The 17,413-nt window shown below is 71.1% G+C and carries 17 protein-coding genes and 3 tRNA genes; 13 read left to right on the top strand and 7 right to left on the bottom strand.

Features of this window, described 5'->3' with window-relative positions:
• The first annotated feature begins 218 nt into the window (after positions 1–218).
• The 8 genes from M8C13_RS42360 to M8C13_RS42395 all read left to right on the top strand — a co-directional run bounded on the left by M8C13_RS42360 (position 219) and on the right by M8C13_RS42395 (position 6,566).
• Complete coding sequence (locus M8C13_RS42360; RefSeq protein WP_252486494.1) at positions 219–926, top strand: dienelactone hydrolase family protein; 708 nt, start codon at positions 219–221, stop codon at positions 924–926.
• A gap of 164 nt (positions 927–1,090) precedes the next feature.
• Positions 1,091–1,396 (top strand): WXG100 family type VII secretion target, encoded by a 306-nt coding sequence (locus M8C13_RS42365; protein ID WP_252486495.1) that lies wholly within the window; start codon positions 1,091–1,093, stop codon positions 1,394–1,396.
• A gap of 26 nt (positions 1,397–1,422) precedes the next feature.
• Positions 1,423–1,713: a WXG100 family type VII secretion target gene (locus tag M8C13_RS42370; RefSeq protein WP_252486496.1), complete on the top strand. Its 291-nt coding sequence runs from the start codon at positions 1,423–1,425 to the stop codon at positions 1,711–1,713.
• Positions 1,714–1,998: 285 nt separating this feature from the next.
• Complete coding sequence (locus M8C13_RS42375) at positions 1,999–4,008, top strand: acetoacetate--CoA ligase (protein WP_252486497.1); 2,010 nt, start codon at positions 1,999–2,001, stop codon at positions 4,006–4,008.
• A gap of 283 nt (positions 4,009–4,291) precedes the next feature.
• A tRNA-Ser gene (locus M8C13_RS42380) sits at positions 4,292–4,382 on the top strand.
• 39 nt (positions 4,383–4,421) lie between these two features.
• A tRNA-Arg gene (locus tag M8C13_RS42385) sits at positions 4,422–4,497 on the top strand.
• A 226-nt stretch (positions 4,498–4,723) separates the two neighbouring features.
• Positions 4,724–4,927, top strand: a complete 204-nt coding sequence (locus M8C13_RS42390; protein WP_252486498.1) for a cold-shock protein — start codon at positions 4,724–4,726, stop codon at positions 4,925–4,927.
• A 565-nt stretch (positions 4,928–5,492) separates the two neighbouring features.
• Positions 5,493–6,566: a thioester domain-containing protein gene (locus M8C13_RS42395; protein ID WP_252486499.1), complete on the top strand. Its 1,074-nt coding sequence runs from the start codon at positions 5,493–5,495 to the stop codon at positions 6,564–6,566.
• A gap of 70 nt (positions 6,567–6,636) precedes the next feature.
• Here the strand turns inward: M8C13_RS42395 and M8C13_RS42400 are convergent, their stop codons facing one another.
• Positions 6,637–8,049, bottom strand: a complete 1,413-nt coding sequence (locus tag M8C13_RS42400) for a BNR-4 repeat-containing protein (RefSeq protein ID WP_252486500.1) — start codon at positions 8,047–8,049, stop codon at positions 6,637–6,639.
• Positions 8,050–8,143: 94 nt separating this feature from the next.
• Between M8C13_RS42400 and M8C13_RS42405 the strand changes: the two genes are divergently transcribed.
• A complete protein-coding gene (locus tag M8C13_RS42405) occupies positions 8,144–8,755 on the top strand; it encodes a putative glycolipid-binding domain-containing protein (RefSeq protein WP_252486501.1) in 612 nt (203 codons plus the stop codon).
• On the opposite strand, the gene M8C13_RS42410 is transcribed toward M8C13_RS42405, so the two are convergent.
• The 6 genes from M8C13_RS42410 to M8C13_RS42435 form a co-directional block, all read right to left on the bottom strand.
• Positions 8,752–9,960 (bottom strand): thiolase family protein, encoded by a 1,209-nt coding sequence (locus M8C13_RS42410; protein ID WP_252486502.1) that lies wholly within the window; start codon positions 9,958–9,960, stop codon positions 8,752–8,754. The genes M8C13_RS42405 and M8C13_RS42410 overlap by 4 nt on opposite strands.
• Before the next feature lie 66 nt (positions 9,961–10,026).
• Positions 10,027–11,832: a hypothetical protein gene (locus M8C13_RS42415; protein WP_252486503.1), complete on the bottom strand. Its 1,806-nt coding sequence runs from the start codon at positions 11,830–11,832 to the stop codon at positions 10,027–10,029.
• 27 nt (positions 11,833–11,859) lie between these two features.
• A complete protein-coding gene (locus M8C13_RS42420) occupies positions 11,860–12,966 on the bottom strand; it encodes a class I SAM-dependent methyltransferase (protein ID WP_252486504.1) in 1,107 nt (368 codons plus the stop codon).
• Positions 12,963–13,940, bottom strand: coding sequence for a prephenate dehydrogenase (locus M8C13_RS42425; RefSeq protein WP_252486505.1), 978 nt, complete (start codon positions 13,938–13,940; stop codon positions 12,963–12,965). The genes M8C13_RS42420 and M8C13_RS42425 overlap by 4 nt, the downstream gene beginning before the upstream one ends.
• Before the next feature lie 37 nt (positions 13,941–13,977).
• Positions 13,978–14,469 carry a hypothetical protein gene (locus M8C13_RS42430; RefSeq protein ID WP_252486506.1) on the bottom strand — a complete coding sequence of 164 codons (492 nt, stop codon included), beginning with the start codon at positions 14,467–14,469 and terminating at the stop codon, positions 13,978–13,980.
• Complete coding sequence (locus tag M8C13_RS42435; protein WP_252486507.1) at positions 14,466–15,686, bottom strand: M20 family metallopeptidase; 1,221 nt, start codon at positions 15,684–15,686, stop codon at positions 14,466–14,468. The genes M8C13_RS42430 and M8C13_RS42435 overlap by 4 nt, the downstream gene beginning before the upstream one ends.
• Before the next feature lie 112 nt (positions 15,687–15,798).
• Between M8C13_RS42435 and M8C13_RS42440 the strand changes: the two genes are divergently transcribed.
• The 4 genes from M8C13_RS42440 (at position 15,799) to M8C13_RS42455 (ending at position 17,218) form a co-directional block, all read left to right on the top strand.
• Positions 15,799–16,287 carry a tRNA adenosine deaminase-associated protein gene (locus M8C13_RS42440; protein WP_252486508.1) on the top strand — a complete coding sequence of 163 codons (489 nt, stop codon included), beginning with the start codon at positions 15,799–15,801 and terminating at the stop codon, positions 16,285–16,287.
• Between the two features lie 32 nt (positions 16,288–16,319).
• Positions 16,320–16,760 (top strand): nucleoside deaminase, encoded by a 441-nt coding sequence (locus tag M8C13_RS42445; RefSeq protein ID WP_252486509.1) that lies wholly within the window; start codon positions 16,320–16,322, stop codon positions 16,758–16,760.
• A 101-nt stretch (positions 16,761–16,861) separates the two neighbouring features.
• On the top strand, positions 16,862–17,068 hold the full coding sequence (locus tag M8C13_RS42450; RefSeq protein ID WP_252486510.1) for a CsbD family protein: 207 nt from the start codon (positions 16,862–16,864) through the stop codon (positions 17,066–17,068).
• A 63-nt stretch (positions 17,069–17,131) separates the two neighbouring features.
• Positions 17,132–17,218 (top strand) — tRNA-Ser (locus M8C13_RS42455).
• The last annotated feature ends 195 nt before the right edge of the window (positions 17,219–17,413 follow it).

The following is a 17,413-nucleotide window of genomic DNA, read 5'->3' on the forward strand; positions in this document are numbered from 1 at the left end:
CAGCCCCTTCCCTCAGCTACCGATTATTCGCCTATTTTCCGGTAGTGGTCAATAGCCTGCTTGACCTTCACGTGACCACCGGATGGCCGTTGCCCACTGGGAAGACACCGCGCAGTCGGGAAATGGTTGTCACCTGGTGAACACGCGGTCTCGCCGGAATTGCTCCGTATGGTTGGTCACGTTGACTGGTGTTCACCCTCGCGTGGTTGGCTGAGCCCATGACGCAGACCCGAACCGAGACGCTCCTGCTGACCGACGGCAGCGAACTGCGCTGCACCGTGGCCGCGCCGGACGGAGTGGTACGGGGCGGGCTGGTGCTGCTGCACGAGGCCCGCGGGGTCACCGACGCGGTACGCGGGCTGGCCACCAGTCTCGCCGAGGAGGGCTGGCTGACCGTCGCCCCACATCTCTACCACCGCGACGGCGACGACGAGCAGATCGACTCCGATGACGACCACCGGGTGGCGGACAAGGTGAGCCGCCTCTCCGGTGACTCGGTGCTGGCCGACACCGACGCCGCCTTCGCCTGGCTGGCCCAGCAGGGCGTGGCCGCGGACCGGATGGGCATCGTGGGCTTCGGCCTCGGCGGGTCGGTCGCCCTGGTGGTCGCGGCCAGCCGCACCCTGGGCGCGGCGGTCACCATCAGCGGCGGCGGCATCGTCGCGCCGCTGTCGGAGGGGCTGCCCTCGCTGGTCGAGGTGGCAGGCGAGCTGACCTGTCCGTGGCTGGGCATCTACAGCGACGCGGTCAAGGCCATCCCCGCCGAGGACGTGGCCAAACTGCGGGACGCGGCGGCCGGCGCGGGGGTGGCCACCGACGTGGTCCGCTACCCCGGACCGGTCGAGGGCGAGGGCGAGCAGGACCCGGCCGCGGTCTCCGACGCCTGGCAGCGCACCCTCAACTGGTTCGACGCGCACCTGCGCTGACACCCGTTCCGCATGTCCTCACCCTGTGTGAACACTGGTTTTTCCGGGTGACGATTTTCCTGGGAACCGCACAGGCCCCCCGGTGCGTCTGACACCATGTCGGCGGGTTCCCACTCCGAGGGGCTCCCGAATACCACTGAACTGGTCGTAAGGGGAGAGCGCACATGAGTTACGGCGCTTCACTGGAGGAGATGCGGCGCGCCGCCCAGGACGTCCGCAAGGTCAACGGCGATGTCGACAACCAGCTGCGGCTGCTGCGTCAGCAGGTGCAGGACGTCAAGTCGTTCTGGCGCGGCGAGGCGGCCAAGGCGTTCGACACGCTCATGGAGCAGTGGGACCGGGACGCCCTGAAGCTGAACCTCGCGCTGAGCGACATCGCAGGCAACCTGGACAACATGCACAAGGGCTACGCCCAGCAGGAAGAGCAGCACCAGCAGGGCATGAGCAAGATCCAGAACGAGCTGGGCTGAGCGCGGGACAACGGGGAGCGAAGACGATGAGCGGCGAAATCGAAGTCAGTTTCGAGCAGCTGGGCAACACCGCGGAGAAGGTCCGCAGCACCTCCGGTGAGCTGGAGCGGCTGCTCGGCGACCTGAAGGCCAACCTGGCCCCGACCGCGGCCACCTGGTCCGGCAAGGCGGCCGAGGCGTGGCAGGTGCACCAGCAGCGCTGGGACTCCTCCTACGAGGACCTCAAGAGCGTGCTGGCCCAGATCGGCCGGGCGCTGGAGAGCGCCAACCAGAACTACCAGGACGCGGAGTCCCGCAACGTCAAGCGCTGGGGCTGATCCCGCACGCTGCGGTGGGTGTGTCCGCCCGGTCGCGTCTGCGAGAGTCGTGATCGGTTCGGCCGCTGACGGCGCGGCCGGGACGCCCTCATACCGGGCGTATTCGGGTGTTCCGGCCGTGCCGTCAGCGGCCGAACCGGCGCGGCTATCGCAGATGCGACCGGGCGGACACACCCTCAGCCACGCGACCCCGGCCGGAGACCTCGGCGCGGGGTCGTTCGGCGTTCTGGGACGCTGCTCACCACACCTGGCCTGATCGGCGGCGATCGGCTAGGAACTCAAGACATGACCGACACCACGCCCGGCAATGGCGCCGGAGTGCCGGACCTGTTGTGGCAACCCGAACCCGGTCGGGTCGGAGCCAGCAGGCTGGCCGCCTTCCGCGGCTGGCTGCGCACCCAGCACGGACTGGACCTGGCCGACTACTCCGCGCTGTGGCAGTGGTCCACCACCGACCTGCCCGCGTTCTGGGGCGCGCTGGCCGACTTCCTGGACGTCAAGTTCCACCAGCGGCCCAGCGCGGTGCTCGGCTCGGCCGAGATGCCCGGCGCGGAGTGGTTCCCCGGCAGCACGCTCAACTACGCCGAGCACGCGCTGCGGCCCGGTCCGGGCAAGGGTGAGGCCGACCCCGCGGTGGAGTTCGTCCGCGAGGACGGCCTGAGCGCCCGCCTGAGCTACGGCGAGCTGCGCGCCAGGGTTGCTGCCGCGCGGGCAGGTCTGCGCGAGCTGGGCGTGCGCCAGGGCGACCGGGTGGCCGCGCTGGTGCCGAACTCGCCGGACACCCTGATCGCCTTCCTGGCCGCGGCCAGCCTCGGCGCGGTGTGGTCCTCCTGCTCGCCGGACTTCGGCGCGCGGGCCATCTCCGACCGGTTCACCCAGATCGAGCCGACCGTGCTCATCGCGGTCAACGGCTACGTCTACAACGGACGGTCCTTCGACACCAGGCCGACCGTGGAGCGGCTGCGCGAGGAGATCCCGGGGCTGCGCGCCACCGTCCTGGTGGACTACCTGGGCAACGGCGCCACCGTGCCGGAGACCCAGGACTGGGCCGAGTTGCTGGCGCGGCACCAGGGCGCGCCGCTGGAGTTCGACCCGGTGCCCTTCGACCATCCACTGTGGATCCTCTACTCCTCCGGCACCACCGGCCTGCCCAAGGGCATCGTGCACGGCCACGGCGGCATCGTGCTGGAACACCTCAAAGCCCTTGCCCTGCACGGGGACCTGGGGCCGGGCGAGCGGTTCCTGTGGTTCACCACCACCGGCTGGATGATGTGGAACTACCTCGTCTCCGGGTTGCTGGTGGGCTGCACCGTGGTGCTCTTCGACGGCAGCCCCGGCCACCCCGACCTCGGCGCGCTGTGGCGGATCGTGGAGCAGCTCAAGGTCACCTACTTCGGCACCTCCGCGCCGTACGTGCAGTCCTGCCTCAAGCAGGGCCTGCGCCCGGCCGAGCAGCACGACCTGTCCGCGCTGCGGGTGATCGGCTCCACCGGCGCCCCGCTGAGCCCCGAGGGCTTCGCCTGGCTGGCCGAGCACGTCGGTGAGCGGATCCAGATCGCCAGCGTCTCCGGCGGCACCGACCTGTGCACCGCCTTCGTCGGCGCGGCGCCGGACGTGCCGGTGTGGCTGGGCGAGATCTCCTGCCGGATGCTCGGCGCCGCGGTGGCCGCCTACGACGAGGCGGGCAACCCGGTGCTGGACGAGGTCGGCGAGCTGGTGATCACGCAGCCGATGCCGTCCATGCCGGTGTTCTTCTGGCGGGACGCCGACGGCAGCCGGCTGCGCGAGGCCTACTTCGAGACCTACCCGGGCATCTGGCGGCACGGCGACTGGATCAAGATCACACCCCGCGGGTCCTGCGTGATCTACGGCCGGAGTGACTCCACGCTCAACCGCGGCGGCGTGCGGATGGGCACCAGCGAGTTCTACCGGGTGGTCGAGGGCTTCGAGGAGGTGCTCGACTCGCTCGTCATCGACACCTCCGGCGCTGGTCAGACCGATGGCGAGCTGCTGTGCTTCCTGGTGCTGGCGCCGGGGGCCGAGCTGGCCGAGGTGGAGCCGAGGCTGCGCGCGGAGCTGCGTGGCGCGCTCTCGCCCAGGCACGTGCCCAACCGGTTCCTGGCCATCACCGACGTGCCGCGCACGCTCAACGGCAAGAAGTGCGAGGTGCCGGTGAAGAAGATCCTGGCCGGCATGCCGCCGGAGCGTGCGGTCAGCCGGGACGCGCTGACCAACCCCGAGGCGCTGCGGCCGTTCGAGGAGCTGGCCGCCAGGGCCGCCGGAACCACCCCGTGACGTGGGCTGACGGCTTCGGTAAGGGAATTACCGAAGTGTCATCCGATCGAGTGTTGCCAAGCCTGCGCGGCGGGTGAAACCGTCTCGGCGTGTCCACCGGACGTGGGACCGGGTGGACGCAGGGGATGGTCCGGACGCACGGGTCGTCCGCGATCATGGGAATCCGCGATGGACAGCCGGGGCAGGGCGGTAAACGCCCTGCTCCGGCCCCTGATGACCCCCCGTTTTGGCGGATGGCTCGGGGGTGTGTAAAGTACTGATCCGGCGGCCCCACAAGGCCCCGGGAGGCTTCGCCTAGTCTGGTCTATGGCGCCGCACTGCTAATGCGGTTGGGGGCTTCAACCCCCTCCCGGGTTCAAATCCCGGAGCCTCCGCAGTGCTTGGCTTCGGTCAGGCCACAACTGAAGAATGATGCGCTCGTAGCTCAACGGATAGAGCACTTGACTACGGATCAAGAGGTTGCAGGTTCGAATCCTGCCGAGCGCGCCACGCTGAGAACTGCCGCCTGTCGGCAGTTCTTTGCTTTCTGTGGTAGACTGGTCCCATCAGTTGGATGCAGTCATCTTTTCCTCGAACGTTGTGAAGCGCCCGCAGGAATTTTGACCGGCGGGCTCGCGCGTTCGGGAGGCATCTCTCCCTTCATCGCACCGGCCTGCCTGCGGCAGCTGTTGGCCTGCGAGGTGTAGGTCGTGAAGAGTGCAATCAGGGAGAGCAGATGGCTAAGGGCACTGTGAAGTGGTTCAACGGCGAGAAGGGCTTCGGCTTCATCGCGCAGGCTGATGGCGGTCCGGACGTCTTCGTCCACTTCAGTGCTATCCAGGGCAACGGTTACCGGACCCTGGAAGAGAACCAGCCGGTAGAGTTCGAGATCACCCAGGGCCCCAAGGGCCCGCAGGCGGAGCAGGTTCGCGCCCTCTGAGGCGTACCGCCACGCGAATCTGACGCGAAGCCCACACCGCTGGCCGGTGTGGGCTTCGCCGCATTCGCGGTAGGTAACGCGGATGACTTCGCTAACGGATTGATCTCGGTGAGATCCCGAAATCGTAACTGTGGTCGCGGCGAGGTTTAGCGTCTGCCGGTCCAGCCAGTTTCGCACTGTAGCGGACTTTCTTCTGTTCAGAAGTAACGCTACCCCATAATGCGAGGTCAAATGGCTGTGATAGGGCCGCTGGCAAGACCAATGAATTAGGCCGAATGGCGTAATGTTTGATTGCGCTCGGTAAGGGATTGTGTACCCACCCCTGGGGGAGACCCATTGGACCCCGGCGGTACTGTCCGTCGCGTTCTCGCCCCGATCGCGCCCCGATGCGGCCCACGTCCGGGTGAGTACCAGCGCTGACACCTCGTATCCCCACATGCCCGTTCTGGGAGTTCCCACACTTCCGGCGGGAAGGAGAGTTATGACATCTCGGTTGCGCGCCGCGCGCCTTGGCGCGGTGCTCCTCACTGCGACCGCGATTTCGCTGGTTTCCGCACTCCCGGCCATGGCGCAGACGAAGGCCAAGGTCGACAAGTCCGCCAACGAGGGCACGATGCACGTGCGCCTCAACGACGGCAGCTCCATCCCCACCCTGCTGATCGGCCTCCGGCTGGCCGACGGCACCGCGCTCAAGACCTACTGCGTCGAGCTGACCGTCGGCGTGCGCGACAACGCGCAGATGATCGAGGCCCCGTGGAGCAAGTACCCGGGCGCCGACAGCAAGGGCCACGACAACCAGTCGGACTTCAAGTCCAGCCCTGACAAGGTCAACTGGATCCTGCACCACTCCTACCCGACCATCGGGCTGGCCGAGCTGGGCAAGACCGTCGGCGCCGACCTCGACAACAACGAGGCCATCGCGGGCACCCAGGCCGCGATCTGGCACTACAGCAACAAGGTCAGCCTGCACGCGAACAACACCGATGACGTCAAGGCGGTGTACAAGTACCTGACCGGCGAGAAGAACGTCGGCATGAAGGAGCAGCCCAAGCCCTCGCTTGAGCTGACCCCGGACCAGCTCGCCGGTGCCGCCGGCAGCAAGCTCGGCCCGTTCACGGTCAAGTCCACCGCGGAGAAGATCAAGCTCACCGCGGACGCGCCCAAGGGCGTCAAGGTCGTGGACAAGGCCGGCAAGGAGCTCACCGAGGCCGCCAACGGCCAGGAGATCTTCGTCGACGTGCCGGCTGACGCCGCCGCCGGCAAGGCGAGCTTCAAGCTGGAAGCCACCACCAAGATCGACAAGGGTCGGCTGTTCGTCGCCAACGACGGCAAGCCCTCGCAGACCCTGATCCTGGCCCAGGCGACCAACGCCAAGCTGGCCGCGCAGGCCAACGTGACGTGGAAGGCCGGTCAGCCGACCACCAAGCCGACCACCAGCACCACCACCCCGGCTCCGACCACGACCACGTCGAAGGCGGAGATCCCGGCCACCACCACCAGCCCGGTGCCCCCGGTGAAGAACACCGGCGGCCTGGCCAACACCGGCGCCTCGGTGATCACCCTGTCGCTGGTCGGCGTGGTGCTCCTCGGCGGCGGTGCGCTCGCCCTGGTGCTCCAGCGCCGCAGGAAGCGCGCCTGAGCAACTGACTAGCTAGACCGGCTGCGCCGGGCTCCCAACGGGGGAGCCCGGCGCAGCTTCTCCTTGTGCCTCAGGACTTTCGCAGGACACAGCCCAGGATCGGCAGCTCCAGGCGGCAGCGCGCCGGGGGCGGTCCGGCCACGTAGATGTCGCCGTCGGCCACGGCCACGTTGCGGTCGCTGGCGGCGCCGGTGGCCAGGATCCGGGCCGGATCGCGGAACCCGGTCACCACCTCGACCCGCTGCACCGGCTTCGGCGTGCGGATCACCGTCTCCGGGCTCCAGTGCTTTCCGCCGCGCAGCAGGAAGGTCTCGATGTCCGGCTTGGCGTCCCTGGTGGCGTAGACCCGCCAGGTGTTGCCGTCCAGCCGCTCGATCTCCCTGGTGCGGTAGCCGGTGGCCACCTCGGTGACCACCCACTTTCCGCCCTCGAACACCGCGGCCTTGTTGTGCCACAGCCCGGTGTTGTCGGTCTCGAACCACAGCGTGAACGGCTTGCCGCCGGCGACGCCGACCTGCTGGATGTAGTCCGGCGACTTGATCCCGCCGGGCAGTGCCAGCGGGGTCTCCACGATCTTGAGCCGCTGCTCCTGGTCCGCGTCGTCGATCTGGGTGCCCAGGTCGCGGCCGGAGGCGGAGTAGAAGTGCCGGTTCGCCGGATCGAACCAGGCGTAGTAGATGTTGCGGTGGTAGCGGTCGTGCTTGTGGCCCTCCGGCCCGCCGCCGGCCAGCGTGTAGACGATGTGCACCCGCTCGCGGTTGCCCAGCGAGGCGGGCTCGTAGCGCAGCTGGCCGATGTAGATCTCGTCCATGTGGTCCGCGCGGCTGGTCGAGCCGATGGCGAACCGCTGCCCGGTCAGCTGTTCGGAGTTGCGCCAGCTGCGGCCGTTGTCGGTGGAGACCACGTAGCGCATCGGGCGGAAGTCGGTGGGCTTGCTCGGGTCCAGCTCCTGCGAGGTCTCCCGGAAGAAGACGTAGATGGTGCCGTTGGCGGTCTTGAACGGCATCGGGTAGCTGGCCGCGGCGCCCTCGGCGATGGTGGCCTGGGTCCAGTCGCCCTCGACCGAGCGCGGTTTGGGGGAGCGGGTCAGCCGCAGGGACTTGTTGTGCATGCCCTGGAAGACCAGCAGGTAGCCGTCGTCGGCCTGGATGATGGTCGGGTAGTTGTGCGGGTCGGACTCGCCGTCGGCGATCTGCCGCGGCGCGGTCCAGGTCTTCTTCTTGTGGTCGTAGGCCTGCACGTAGTTGTGCGCGTGCTGACCGGACCAGGTGGCGATGGTCTGGTCGGTGACCTTGTCGTACACCGCGCCGGCCATCGGGCGGCGGTCGGTGCGGGATGCCACCGTGGCGGCCGGTGTCATCACGTCGAACCGCGGCGCGGCCTTGCTCAGGTTCGCCTCCGGGGCAGCGGCGGCCACGGGGGTGGTCACCAGCGCGGCTGCGATCAGCGGCACGGGCAACAGGGCGCGAAGTGTTCGCGTCATGGGCGGGGACCTCCTGGTTACCAGCGGTATCCAGGCGGCGGCAGCGACTACTTAACCATAGGAGGGCCGTTCAAGGTCGAGTACGCTCGATCGCGTGCAGGAACAGGTGAACTCCACAGCTACCGTCCGGCGGCAGAAGATGGTCACCTGGCGGGGTCATGACCTGCCGAGCCTGGAGTCCGCGCGACTGGTGCTGGCCGAGGGCCTGCGCTTCCGCGGCACCGGCCGCCTCATCGTCGCCGCCAACGCCGAGACCGGGGCGTTCAGCGCCTCCTACGAGGTCGGGGTGAACGAGGCGGGCGAGGTCAAGCGCCTACTCGTGCGCAGCACCACCGCCGAGCACGAGCGCCAGATCTCCTTCAGCCGCTCGCACGACGGCTTCTGGCTCTACGACCGCGGCCAGGGCCCGCAGCGGGATGAGTTCCAGGGCGCGGCCGAGGTGGACGTGCAGTTCTGCGTGCTGTTCAACACCCTGCCGATCCGCCGCCACCAGCTGCACCGGGAGGCCGGCGAGGCGACCATGCCGGTGCTCTGGGTGTCCCTGCCGGAGCTGGAGCTCAAGGTCGTGCACCAGACCTACCGCACGGTGAGCGTGAGCGAGCAGGAGTCGGTGGTCAACTTCTCCCACCTCGGCTTCACCGCGGACATCACCGTCTGCGAGGACGCCGTGGTGCTCGACTACCCAGGTATTTCCGGCCGGATTTAGACCCGGACCGCGATCGCCACTCCCTGGCCGACGCCGACGCAGGCCGCCGCGATCCCCAGGCCGCCGCCGCGCTGACGCAGGTGGCGGCACAGGTCGATGATCACCCTGGGCATGGAGGCGCCCAGCGGGTGGCCGTAGGCGATCGCGCCGCCGTGCACGTTGACCCGGTCCCGGTCCACCTCGGGCAGGTGGTGCAGCACGGACAGCGCCATCGCGGCGAAGGCCTCGTTGATCTCCCACAGGTCCACGTTCTCCGCGCGCACGCCCAGCCGCAGCAGCAGGCGGCGGATCGCGGGCACCGGGGCCAGGGTGAACCGGTGCGGCTCGTCCGCGGCCACCGTGCCGGCCACGATCTCACCCAGCGGCTGCACGCCCAGCTCGGTGGCGGCGGCCTCGGTGCCGACCAGCGCGGCCACCGCGCCGTCGCTCAGCGGTGAGGAGTTGCCCGCGGTGACCGGGCCGTCGGCGGAGAAGGCCGACTTGAGCTGGGCCAGCTTCTTCTCCGAGGTGTCCGAGCGGACCGACTCGTCCCTGCGCACGATCTGGGTGGAGCGCGGGCCTTCCGGGGCCAGCACCGGGAAGACGAAGCCGTCGTGCACCCCGGCGTCCCAGGCGGCCGCGGCCCTGCGGTGCGAGCGCAGCGCGAACAGGTCCATCTCCTCGCGGGTGATGTTCAGCCCGGTGGCCACCTGCTCGGCGGCCAGGCCCAGCGGCACCGTCCACTCCGCGCGCATCCTCGGGTTGACCAGCCGCCAGCCCAGCGCGGTGGAGACCACCTCCATCCGGTCCGGCAGCCCCTTGTCCGGGCGCGGCATGACAAACGGGGCCCGGCTCATGCCCTCCACGCCGCCGACCACCACCAGGTCCGCGTCCCCGGCCACGATGGCCCGCCTGGCCTGCACGAACGTCTCGCCGCCGGAGGCGCACAGCCGGTTGAGGGTCACCCCCGGCACGGTCACCGGCAGCCCGGCCAGCAGCGCGGCCATCCTGGCCACGTTCCGGTTGTCCTCACCGGCGCCGTTGGCATCGCCGTAGATCACGTCGTCGATGCGCGCCGGATCCAGCTGCCCGCTGCCGTCCGGCCCGTGCCGCCGGAGCAGCTCGGTGATCGGCAACGTCGCCAGGTCGTCCACCCGGACCTCGGACAGGCCACCGCGGTAGCGGCCGAACGGGGTGCGAGCGGCATCCAGGATCAGTGCGGGCATACCCCCCATGCTGGACCATGCGAGCCGTTCTCGCGTCGCCGCTGTGAGATCACCGACGAGCGGAGATCACTGGCGGGCGACCGAGAACGGCACGTACGCGTAGGAAGCCGGGGTGTCCCAGCTGGTGCCCACCGCGCGCACCTCGATGGTGTGCGGGCCGGTGGCGATGGCGCCGGCCAGGCTCAGCGCGATCCGCCAGGACCCGGCCACGCCAGGACCGTCCTTGGCGGTGGGCAGCGCGGCCAGCCGGTCCCCGTCCAGCCGCACCTCCAGCCCGGCCAGTCCGGCCAGCTCCCCGGCGGCGACCTGCCCGGCCAGGCCGTCCAGCCGGATGTCCAGCACGATCCGGCCCCGGCTCACCGGCTCCCCGGCAGGCACCGGCCGGCCCGCGGCGTCCAGCAGGGTCGCGTTCGGCTCGGCCAGCACCGGGCCAGGTCGCGGCAGCCGCTGGTCGGCGCGGTTGGGCGGTGGCTGGTCCGCGGCCAGCCCGGCGGCCGGGCGCAGGTCGAGCGAGGCCGGGCCGTGCTCCACCTTGAGCTCCGGGTTGTCCTGGCGCAGCTGGACGGCCAGCAGGTAGCGGTCCCGGTCGACCGCCAGCGCGGCCGCCGGTAGGTCCGCCACCAGCGGGAACCAGCTGTGCCGGTCGGGCGGCAGGTCGGGGAACACCGGCCGCAGCGGGTAGTCGGCGCCGTTGACCGAGGCGGTGAACCTCGGCAGCACCGGCGGGTCGGCGGCCGGCCGCACCGCCACCCGCAGCAGCGCGCCCTCGGTGCCCAGCAGCTGCCTGGTGCCCTCCGGCGCGCCGCCGCCCGCCGGACGCGGATGGTCGGTCAGCACCCTCGGGGTGACCCTCAGCGGCGGGCTGGGAGCGGGCTCGCCGTCGAAGGCGATGAGGTCCAGCAACACGTCGGTGACCCCGCTGCCGCGCCCGGCGAAGCCGAGCAGCACGGTGGCCTCCTGCCAGGACCGGACCACCGGCGTGCGACCCAGCAGGTTGCCGTCCCGCAGCACCCGCAGCTCGGTCGCGGTGAACACCAGCTCCCAGCGCTGCGAGCGCCCGATCGGCGGTGCGGGCAGGCCGGGCAGCCGCGCCTCACCGCCCGGATGCCGCACCAGTACGCCCTCGGTGGTCAGCTCCACCCTGATCGAGCCCGGTGGCAGCCGCCGTTCGCCGACGACGTCCACCGGTCCCGGCACGAAGTCCACGGTCAGCCGGTCCCTCGGCTCCGGCGCGTCGGTCTCCAGCACCACCCCGCCCCCGTCGGCGCGCAGCCGCAGCGGGGTCCGCGCGCGCAGGCCGGTGGGCCGCTCGCCGCAGTTGGCGCTGACCACCAGCCGGCCCGTGGCCAGCCCGGTCCACGCGCAGCCGGGCCGCTGCACCAGCTGCCAGCGCGAGGCGACCTCGTCCTCGGTGCCGTCGAACCGGTCCACGAAGCTGAAGCCGTCCTCGGCCGTACGCGGTGTGCCCGCGCCGCGCACCGGGTCGGAGCGCTGCCCGAAGGCGTCCACCGCGCGCACCTCGACCGGGTGGGCCAGGCCGTCGGTGAGCCCGTCCAACTGCGCCGAGCGCTCCGCGACCAGCCTGGTCCGCCGCTCGTGGCCCCAGGTCACCTCGTATCCGGCGGCCTCGCCCTGCCAGCTCAGCTGGAGCCGCCGCGACCCCGGCTGGACGTTCAACCCGGTCGGCGCCTGCGGTTTCGCCTGCGGTCCCGGCAGCAGCACGCCGTCGGCCCGGAACTCGGTCATCGTGCGGTACGGCGGTAACGCGGGCTCCTCGCCCTGCTCCTCGCCGGTGCCCCGCATCACCACGACCGCCCCGGCCAGCAGCACAACGGCGCCCAACACCACCGCCACCCGCGACCGAGGTTCCATCCGCCCACGTTAGGCGTGGGAGGCGGCTCAGTACAGGCGTTGCACCACCGCGGTGTAACTGCTCCACTCCGGACCGCCCAGCTCGTCGGCGACCAAGCGGACCACCCGGCAGCCCACGTGCTCCAGCAAGTCGCGGAAAAGCTCGGCGGGCAGCGGGAACATCTCGATGCCGCTGGGGTCCGGCTCGACCAGCGGCGCCTCGTCGCCGACCTCCTCGGCGGCCGGTGGCGCGACCGGCTGGGCCACCTGTGCGCTGACCTCGACCGGGACCCGCACGGTCGCCGAGCCGAGGCCGTGGAACCAGGCCACCTGCTCCAGCACCAGGTCCAGCTCCAGCTCGTAGTCGCCGGTCTCGGCCGGCGCGGTGACGGTCAGCGTGACGACCGCCGACTGGCCTGCGGGCACGCCGGACATCGGCAGCGGGGTCCGGCCGTCATCGCTGACCACGGTCGCGCCGTCGGCGAGCCAGTGGTTGCCGAGCTGGAGGTTCGGTGAGAAGTGCCAGGGGTGCTCGCTCAGGTTGCTGACCCTGACCCGCACCTCGGCCTGCTGGCCCGGCCGCAGCTGGGCAGGCGCGGCCAGCACCTCCAGCCCGGCCTGGCAGCCCTCCGGCACCGGCAGCGGACTGGTGCGGTGGCTGGGCAGCTGGAGCACCAGCACCCCGCCCGGCCGGACCACCCTGACCAGTTCCAGCAGGCTGGCCACCTTGGGCAGCGGCGGGATGTGCTGGAGCACGATCAGGCTCAGCACCCCGTCAAAGCTGGCGTCCGGGAACGGCAGCGCGCGGCCGTCGTAGGCGATGAACTCGGTGCGCTCCGGGAACCGGCTCATCGCCTTGGCCTGCTCGACCATGGAGGGCGCGATGTCCACGCCCACCACCTGGCAGCCGGTCTCGGCCAGCGCGTTGCTCAACCGGCCCAGCCCGCAGCCGAAGTCCAGCACCCGGCCGCCCAGCTCCAGGTCCAGCCCGGCCAGCCAGCCGCCGACGGCCTCGACGTGGCGGCGCCCGGTGGCCATGAACTCGTCGTGGTCCCACTGGTTGTGCCTGCGCTCCGGATCGGAGAGCACCGCCCAGTAGGGATCTTCCTTACCCAGGTTGTCCCAGGTGGCTTGCAGGCCGGGCAGGTCGGTCACGTGCTCCCCAGTTCCGTTCCGATGGCCATCTCGTCCTCGATCGAGGTGATCCGGCCACCCAGTGTGCCAAGGTCGAGCAACTCGTCCAGGGCATTGGGGTCCTTCAGGTCGATCCGCACCTCGATCGGCGCGCTCTCCGGGGCCCTGGTGAAGCCGCGGCGGGCCTCGAACCCGGCGTCCACGGTGACCGCAAGGCCGCCGGTGGAGGCCAGCGAGCCGCGGGCCGCGCCCAGCCTGCCCAGCGCCTCGTCCAGCGCCTCCAGCAGCGCGCCCCGGTTGCCCTCGCACATCGCCCTGACCAGCTCGGGCCGGGTGCCGGCCACCCTGGTGCCGTCGGCGAAGGAACCGGCGGCCAGCGACCAGGCCAGCGGCCCGCCCTCGGCGCCGACCGCGGCCAGCACCGCGGCGAACAGGTGCGGCAGGTGCGAGATCCGGGCCACCGTGGCGTCGTGCTGCTCAGGGGTGGCCGGCACCACGTGCGCACCGCAGGCGATGGCCAGCCTGGCCACCTGCGCCCACCTGGTCAGGTCGGTCTCCTCCTCGGCGGTGACCACCCAGGGCGCGCCGCGGAACAGCTCGGCCGAGCCCGCCGCCCAGCCGGACTCGGTGGACCCGGCCATCGGGTGCCCGCCGACGTAGCGGGCCGAGGGCAGGATGCGGCCCACCGCCTCGGCCACCGGCCCCTTGACGCTGACCACGTCGGTCAGCGGGCAGGACGGGGCGAGCGCGCGGACCTGCCGCAGCACCTCCTCCAGCGCGGTCAGCGGCACCGCCAGGACGATCAGCGCACCCTCGTCCTCGGCCCGGCGCAGCGCGTCCGCCACGCTCGCCTCGGCCTGGTAGCCGTCGGCCAGCGCCGCGGCTGTGTCCACCTCGGACTTGGTCGCGCCCCACGCCGGGTACCCGGCCGACCGGACCGCCCGTAGCACCGAGCCGCCGATCAGCCCGAGCCCGAGCACACACACCGAATGCATTCGCCCATCCTTCCGCTGCCCACGTCCGCAGCGTTTGCTACCCCGGGTTCCCCGCGCTGTCTGCCTGGTTCGCGGGAGAGGCGCTCGGCCGCAGCTCCTCGTCGGTCAGCGCCCACACCGGTGTGACCTCCGGTCCAGGACCGGCGGTGACCTGGAGCTCGCCGATCCGGTACTCGTCGCGGCTGGGCTGAACGGTGTACCCGGCCTCCCGCAGGATGGCGGTCATCGCCGCGACCATCGCCGCACCGATCCGGTACGAGTAGCCGATCGCCGGATCGTCCAACCGGCCGCTGTTCACCGCTCGCCGGGCACAGGCGCGCAGCCGGGGGCTGACCACCCAGTCCACGTGCACCCCGCCGATCTCGTCCCGGCCGGGGTCCACGCTGACCTCGGCGCCGGGGTACAGGTCGCCGGAGAATGTCTTCGGCACCACCGCCAGTCCGGCCGCGGCCAGCTCGTCGCGCACGCAGACGGCCAGGAACTCCCGCCGGGCCAGCTCCTCCGGCTCGGCCTTCTGGGGGAAGGTCACCGCAGCGCGTCCAGCGCGAACCCGGCGTACATGGCCACCCCGTGCGCCATCGCGGCCTCGTCGAAGATCACCCGGTTGGAGTGGTTCGGCGCGGCCTCGGCCACCGGCGTGCCGGGCGGGCAGGCGCCGAGGAAGGCCATCGCGCCCGGCACCTCGTTCAGCACGTAGGACCAGTCCTCCGCGCCCATCAGCGGGTCCAGCATCGGCGCGGCGTGCGCGGGGCCGAGCACCGCGGCGGCCAGGTCCACCACGCCGGGACCGACCACCTCGTCGTTGACCGTCACCCCGTAGCCGAGCACCACCTCGACCTCGGCGGTGCAGCCGTGCGCGGCGGCCACATGCTCGCAGACCCGGCGGACCTCCTCGTGCACCAGCTTGCGGGTGGGCTCCGACAGCGCCCTGATGGTGCCCTGCAGGTGCGCGACCTCGGGAATGATGTTGCTGGTGGTGCCCGCCTTGATGTGCGCCACGGTGACCACGGCCGGGTCGAACACGCTGACCTTGCGGGTGATCATGGTCTGCAAGGCGCCGACCATGGCCGCGGCCGCCGGGATCGGGTCCAGCGCGTCGTGCGGGGCCGAGGCGTGCCCGCCGCGGCCGGTGACGGTCACGTTCAGGATGTCCGAGGAGGCCATGATCGGCCCCGGCCGGGACTGGAACATGCCGCTGTCCAGGGTCGAGGTGATGTGGATGGCCAGCGCCCGCTCCGGCCTGCTGCCGGTGACCTCCAGCAGCCCCTCGTCCAGCATGTACTTCGCCCCGTGGTGACCCTCCTCACCGGGCTGGAACATGAACACCACCTGCCCGGCCAGCTCCGCGCGGCGGGCGCTGAGCAGGCGCGCGGCCGAGGCGAGCATCGCCACGTGCGTGTCGTGGCCGCAGGCGTGCATGGTGCCGGGGGTCTCGGAGGCGAACTCCAGGCCGGTGTCCTCGGTCAGCGGCAGCGCGTCCATGTCCGCGCGCAGCAGCACCGTCCGGCCCGGCTTGCCGCCCTCCAGCACCCCCACCACCGAGGTGGTGGACTCGCCGGTGTGCGTGCTCAGCGGCAGGTCGGCCAGCTCGGCCAGCACCGCGGCCTGGGTGCTCGGCAGGCGCAGGCCCTGCTCGGGGTGGCGGTGGATCCGGCGGCGCAGCGCGACCGTCCTCGGCTGGAGTTCGCGGGCCTGGTGCAGGACGCCGGCGAGCCGGGCGTCCGCGGGGTGCACGGGGGCGCTCATGGGGACAGTGTCGCCTGTCAGCGGGACGCGCGGACACCGTCATTTGCCACGCCACGCCGCGTACGCGGGATAGTGCTTTCGGGTTAAGCGTTATGCGCATAACGTGTGCCCCATGGCGGTGCAGGAGCCGGTTATCGGCTTCGCGGTTGCGGTGGTGCGTGAGGAAGGCCGTTGGCGGTGTACGCCGATGGACAGTGCGGCGCTGGCTGACCTGGACGCGGCGATCACCGAGTTGCGCAGGATCAGGTCGACGGGTGCCGTCTTCGGCATGCTCGCCGTCGACGACGAGTTCTTCGTGCTGATCAGACCGGCGCCGACCGGAGTGGCGCTGCTGCTCTCCGACGCGGGCTCCGGACTCGACTACGACGTGGCCGCGGACGTGCTCGACCTGCTCAGGGTCGAGCCGCCGGACCCCGACGACGAGGACATCTGGCCGGCCGGCGACTTCACCATCCTCACCGACCTCGGCCTGCCCGAACCCGAGTTGCAGCTGATCGTCGACGACATCGACCTGTACCCGGACGAGCAGCTCACCATGATCGCCCAGCGCTGCGGGTTCGCCGACGAGCTGAGCAAGATCACCGAGCGGCTGCAGCAGTGACCCTGCCGCCATCGGCGGCGGACCTGGCAGCCATGCGCACCGCGCTAGAGGTCGCACGAGGTGCCCTGACCAGCGGAGACGTCCCCATCGGCGCGGTGGTGCTGGACCAGCACGGCCGGGAGCTGGCCCGCGCGCACAACGCCCGCGAAGCCAGCGCCGACCCCACCGCACACGCCGAGGTCCTCGCCCTGCGCGCCGCCGCGGCGGCCCACGGCGACGGCTGGCGCCTGGACGGCTGCACCCTGGTGGTCACCCTGGAGCCCTGCACCATGTGCGCGGGCGCGATCGTGCTGGCCAGGGTCGCCAGAGTGGTCTTCGGCGCCTGGGAACCCAAGACCGGCGCGGCAGGCTCGCTGTGGGACGTGCTGCGCGACCGCAGGCTCAACCACCGCCCCGAAGTGCGTGGTGACGTGCTCGCCGAGGAGTCCGCGGCCCTGCTCGAAAAGTTCTTCCGGGACCACCGGTACGGGTGAGGCCGCTCACATCGGCGTGACGCGAACGGAATTCGGGCACTCCGTACGAGGTGAGTGGCCCGGTGCGGGGCCGGTGCCACCACAGCGCGAAGGGAGCCGCCATGAGCGTGTTCGACAAGGCCAAGGACAAGGCCGAGCAGCTGGTCGGCCAGGCCAAGGAGAAGATCGGCCAGGTCACCGGCAACGAGGAGCTGGAGGCCGCGGGCAAGCGCGACCAGCTCGCCGGCGAGGCCAAGGAGACCGCGCACGACGTCCGCGACAAGGCGGCCGACGCGGTCAAGGACATCAAGGACAAGTTCCAGAAGTAGCAGCTCAGAGGCCTGCGGAACCCGATTGCGGTTTCCCCGTGGTCGTTCGGTATTGTTCTCGGCGGTGGCGTGTCCGAGCGGCCGAAGGAGCACGCCTCGAAAGCGTGTGAGGGTTCACGCCCTCCGTGGGTTCAAATCCCACCGCCACCGCTGGCTGATGGCCCCGTGCTCGCGCTTTGTGCGCTCGCCGGGGCCATCGGTTTGTCGACCCGGGGGGCCGAGCCCCCCGGACCCCCACGGTGCGTACTTGTTGCGGGACCAGCGTGGTGCGGGTTCCGCTTTCTCCCGGCCTCCCGGCCTCCCGGCCTCCCGGCCTCCCGGCCTCCCGGCCTCCCGGCCTCCCGG

The organism is Crossiella sp. SN42 (genome assembly GCF_023897065.1).
Lineage (GTDB): Bacteria > Actinomycetota > Actinomycetes > Mycobacteriales > Pseudonocardiaceae > Crossiella.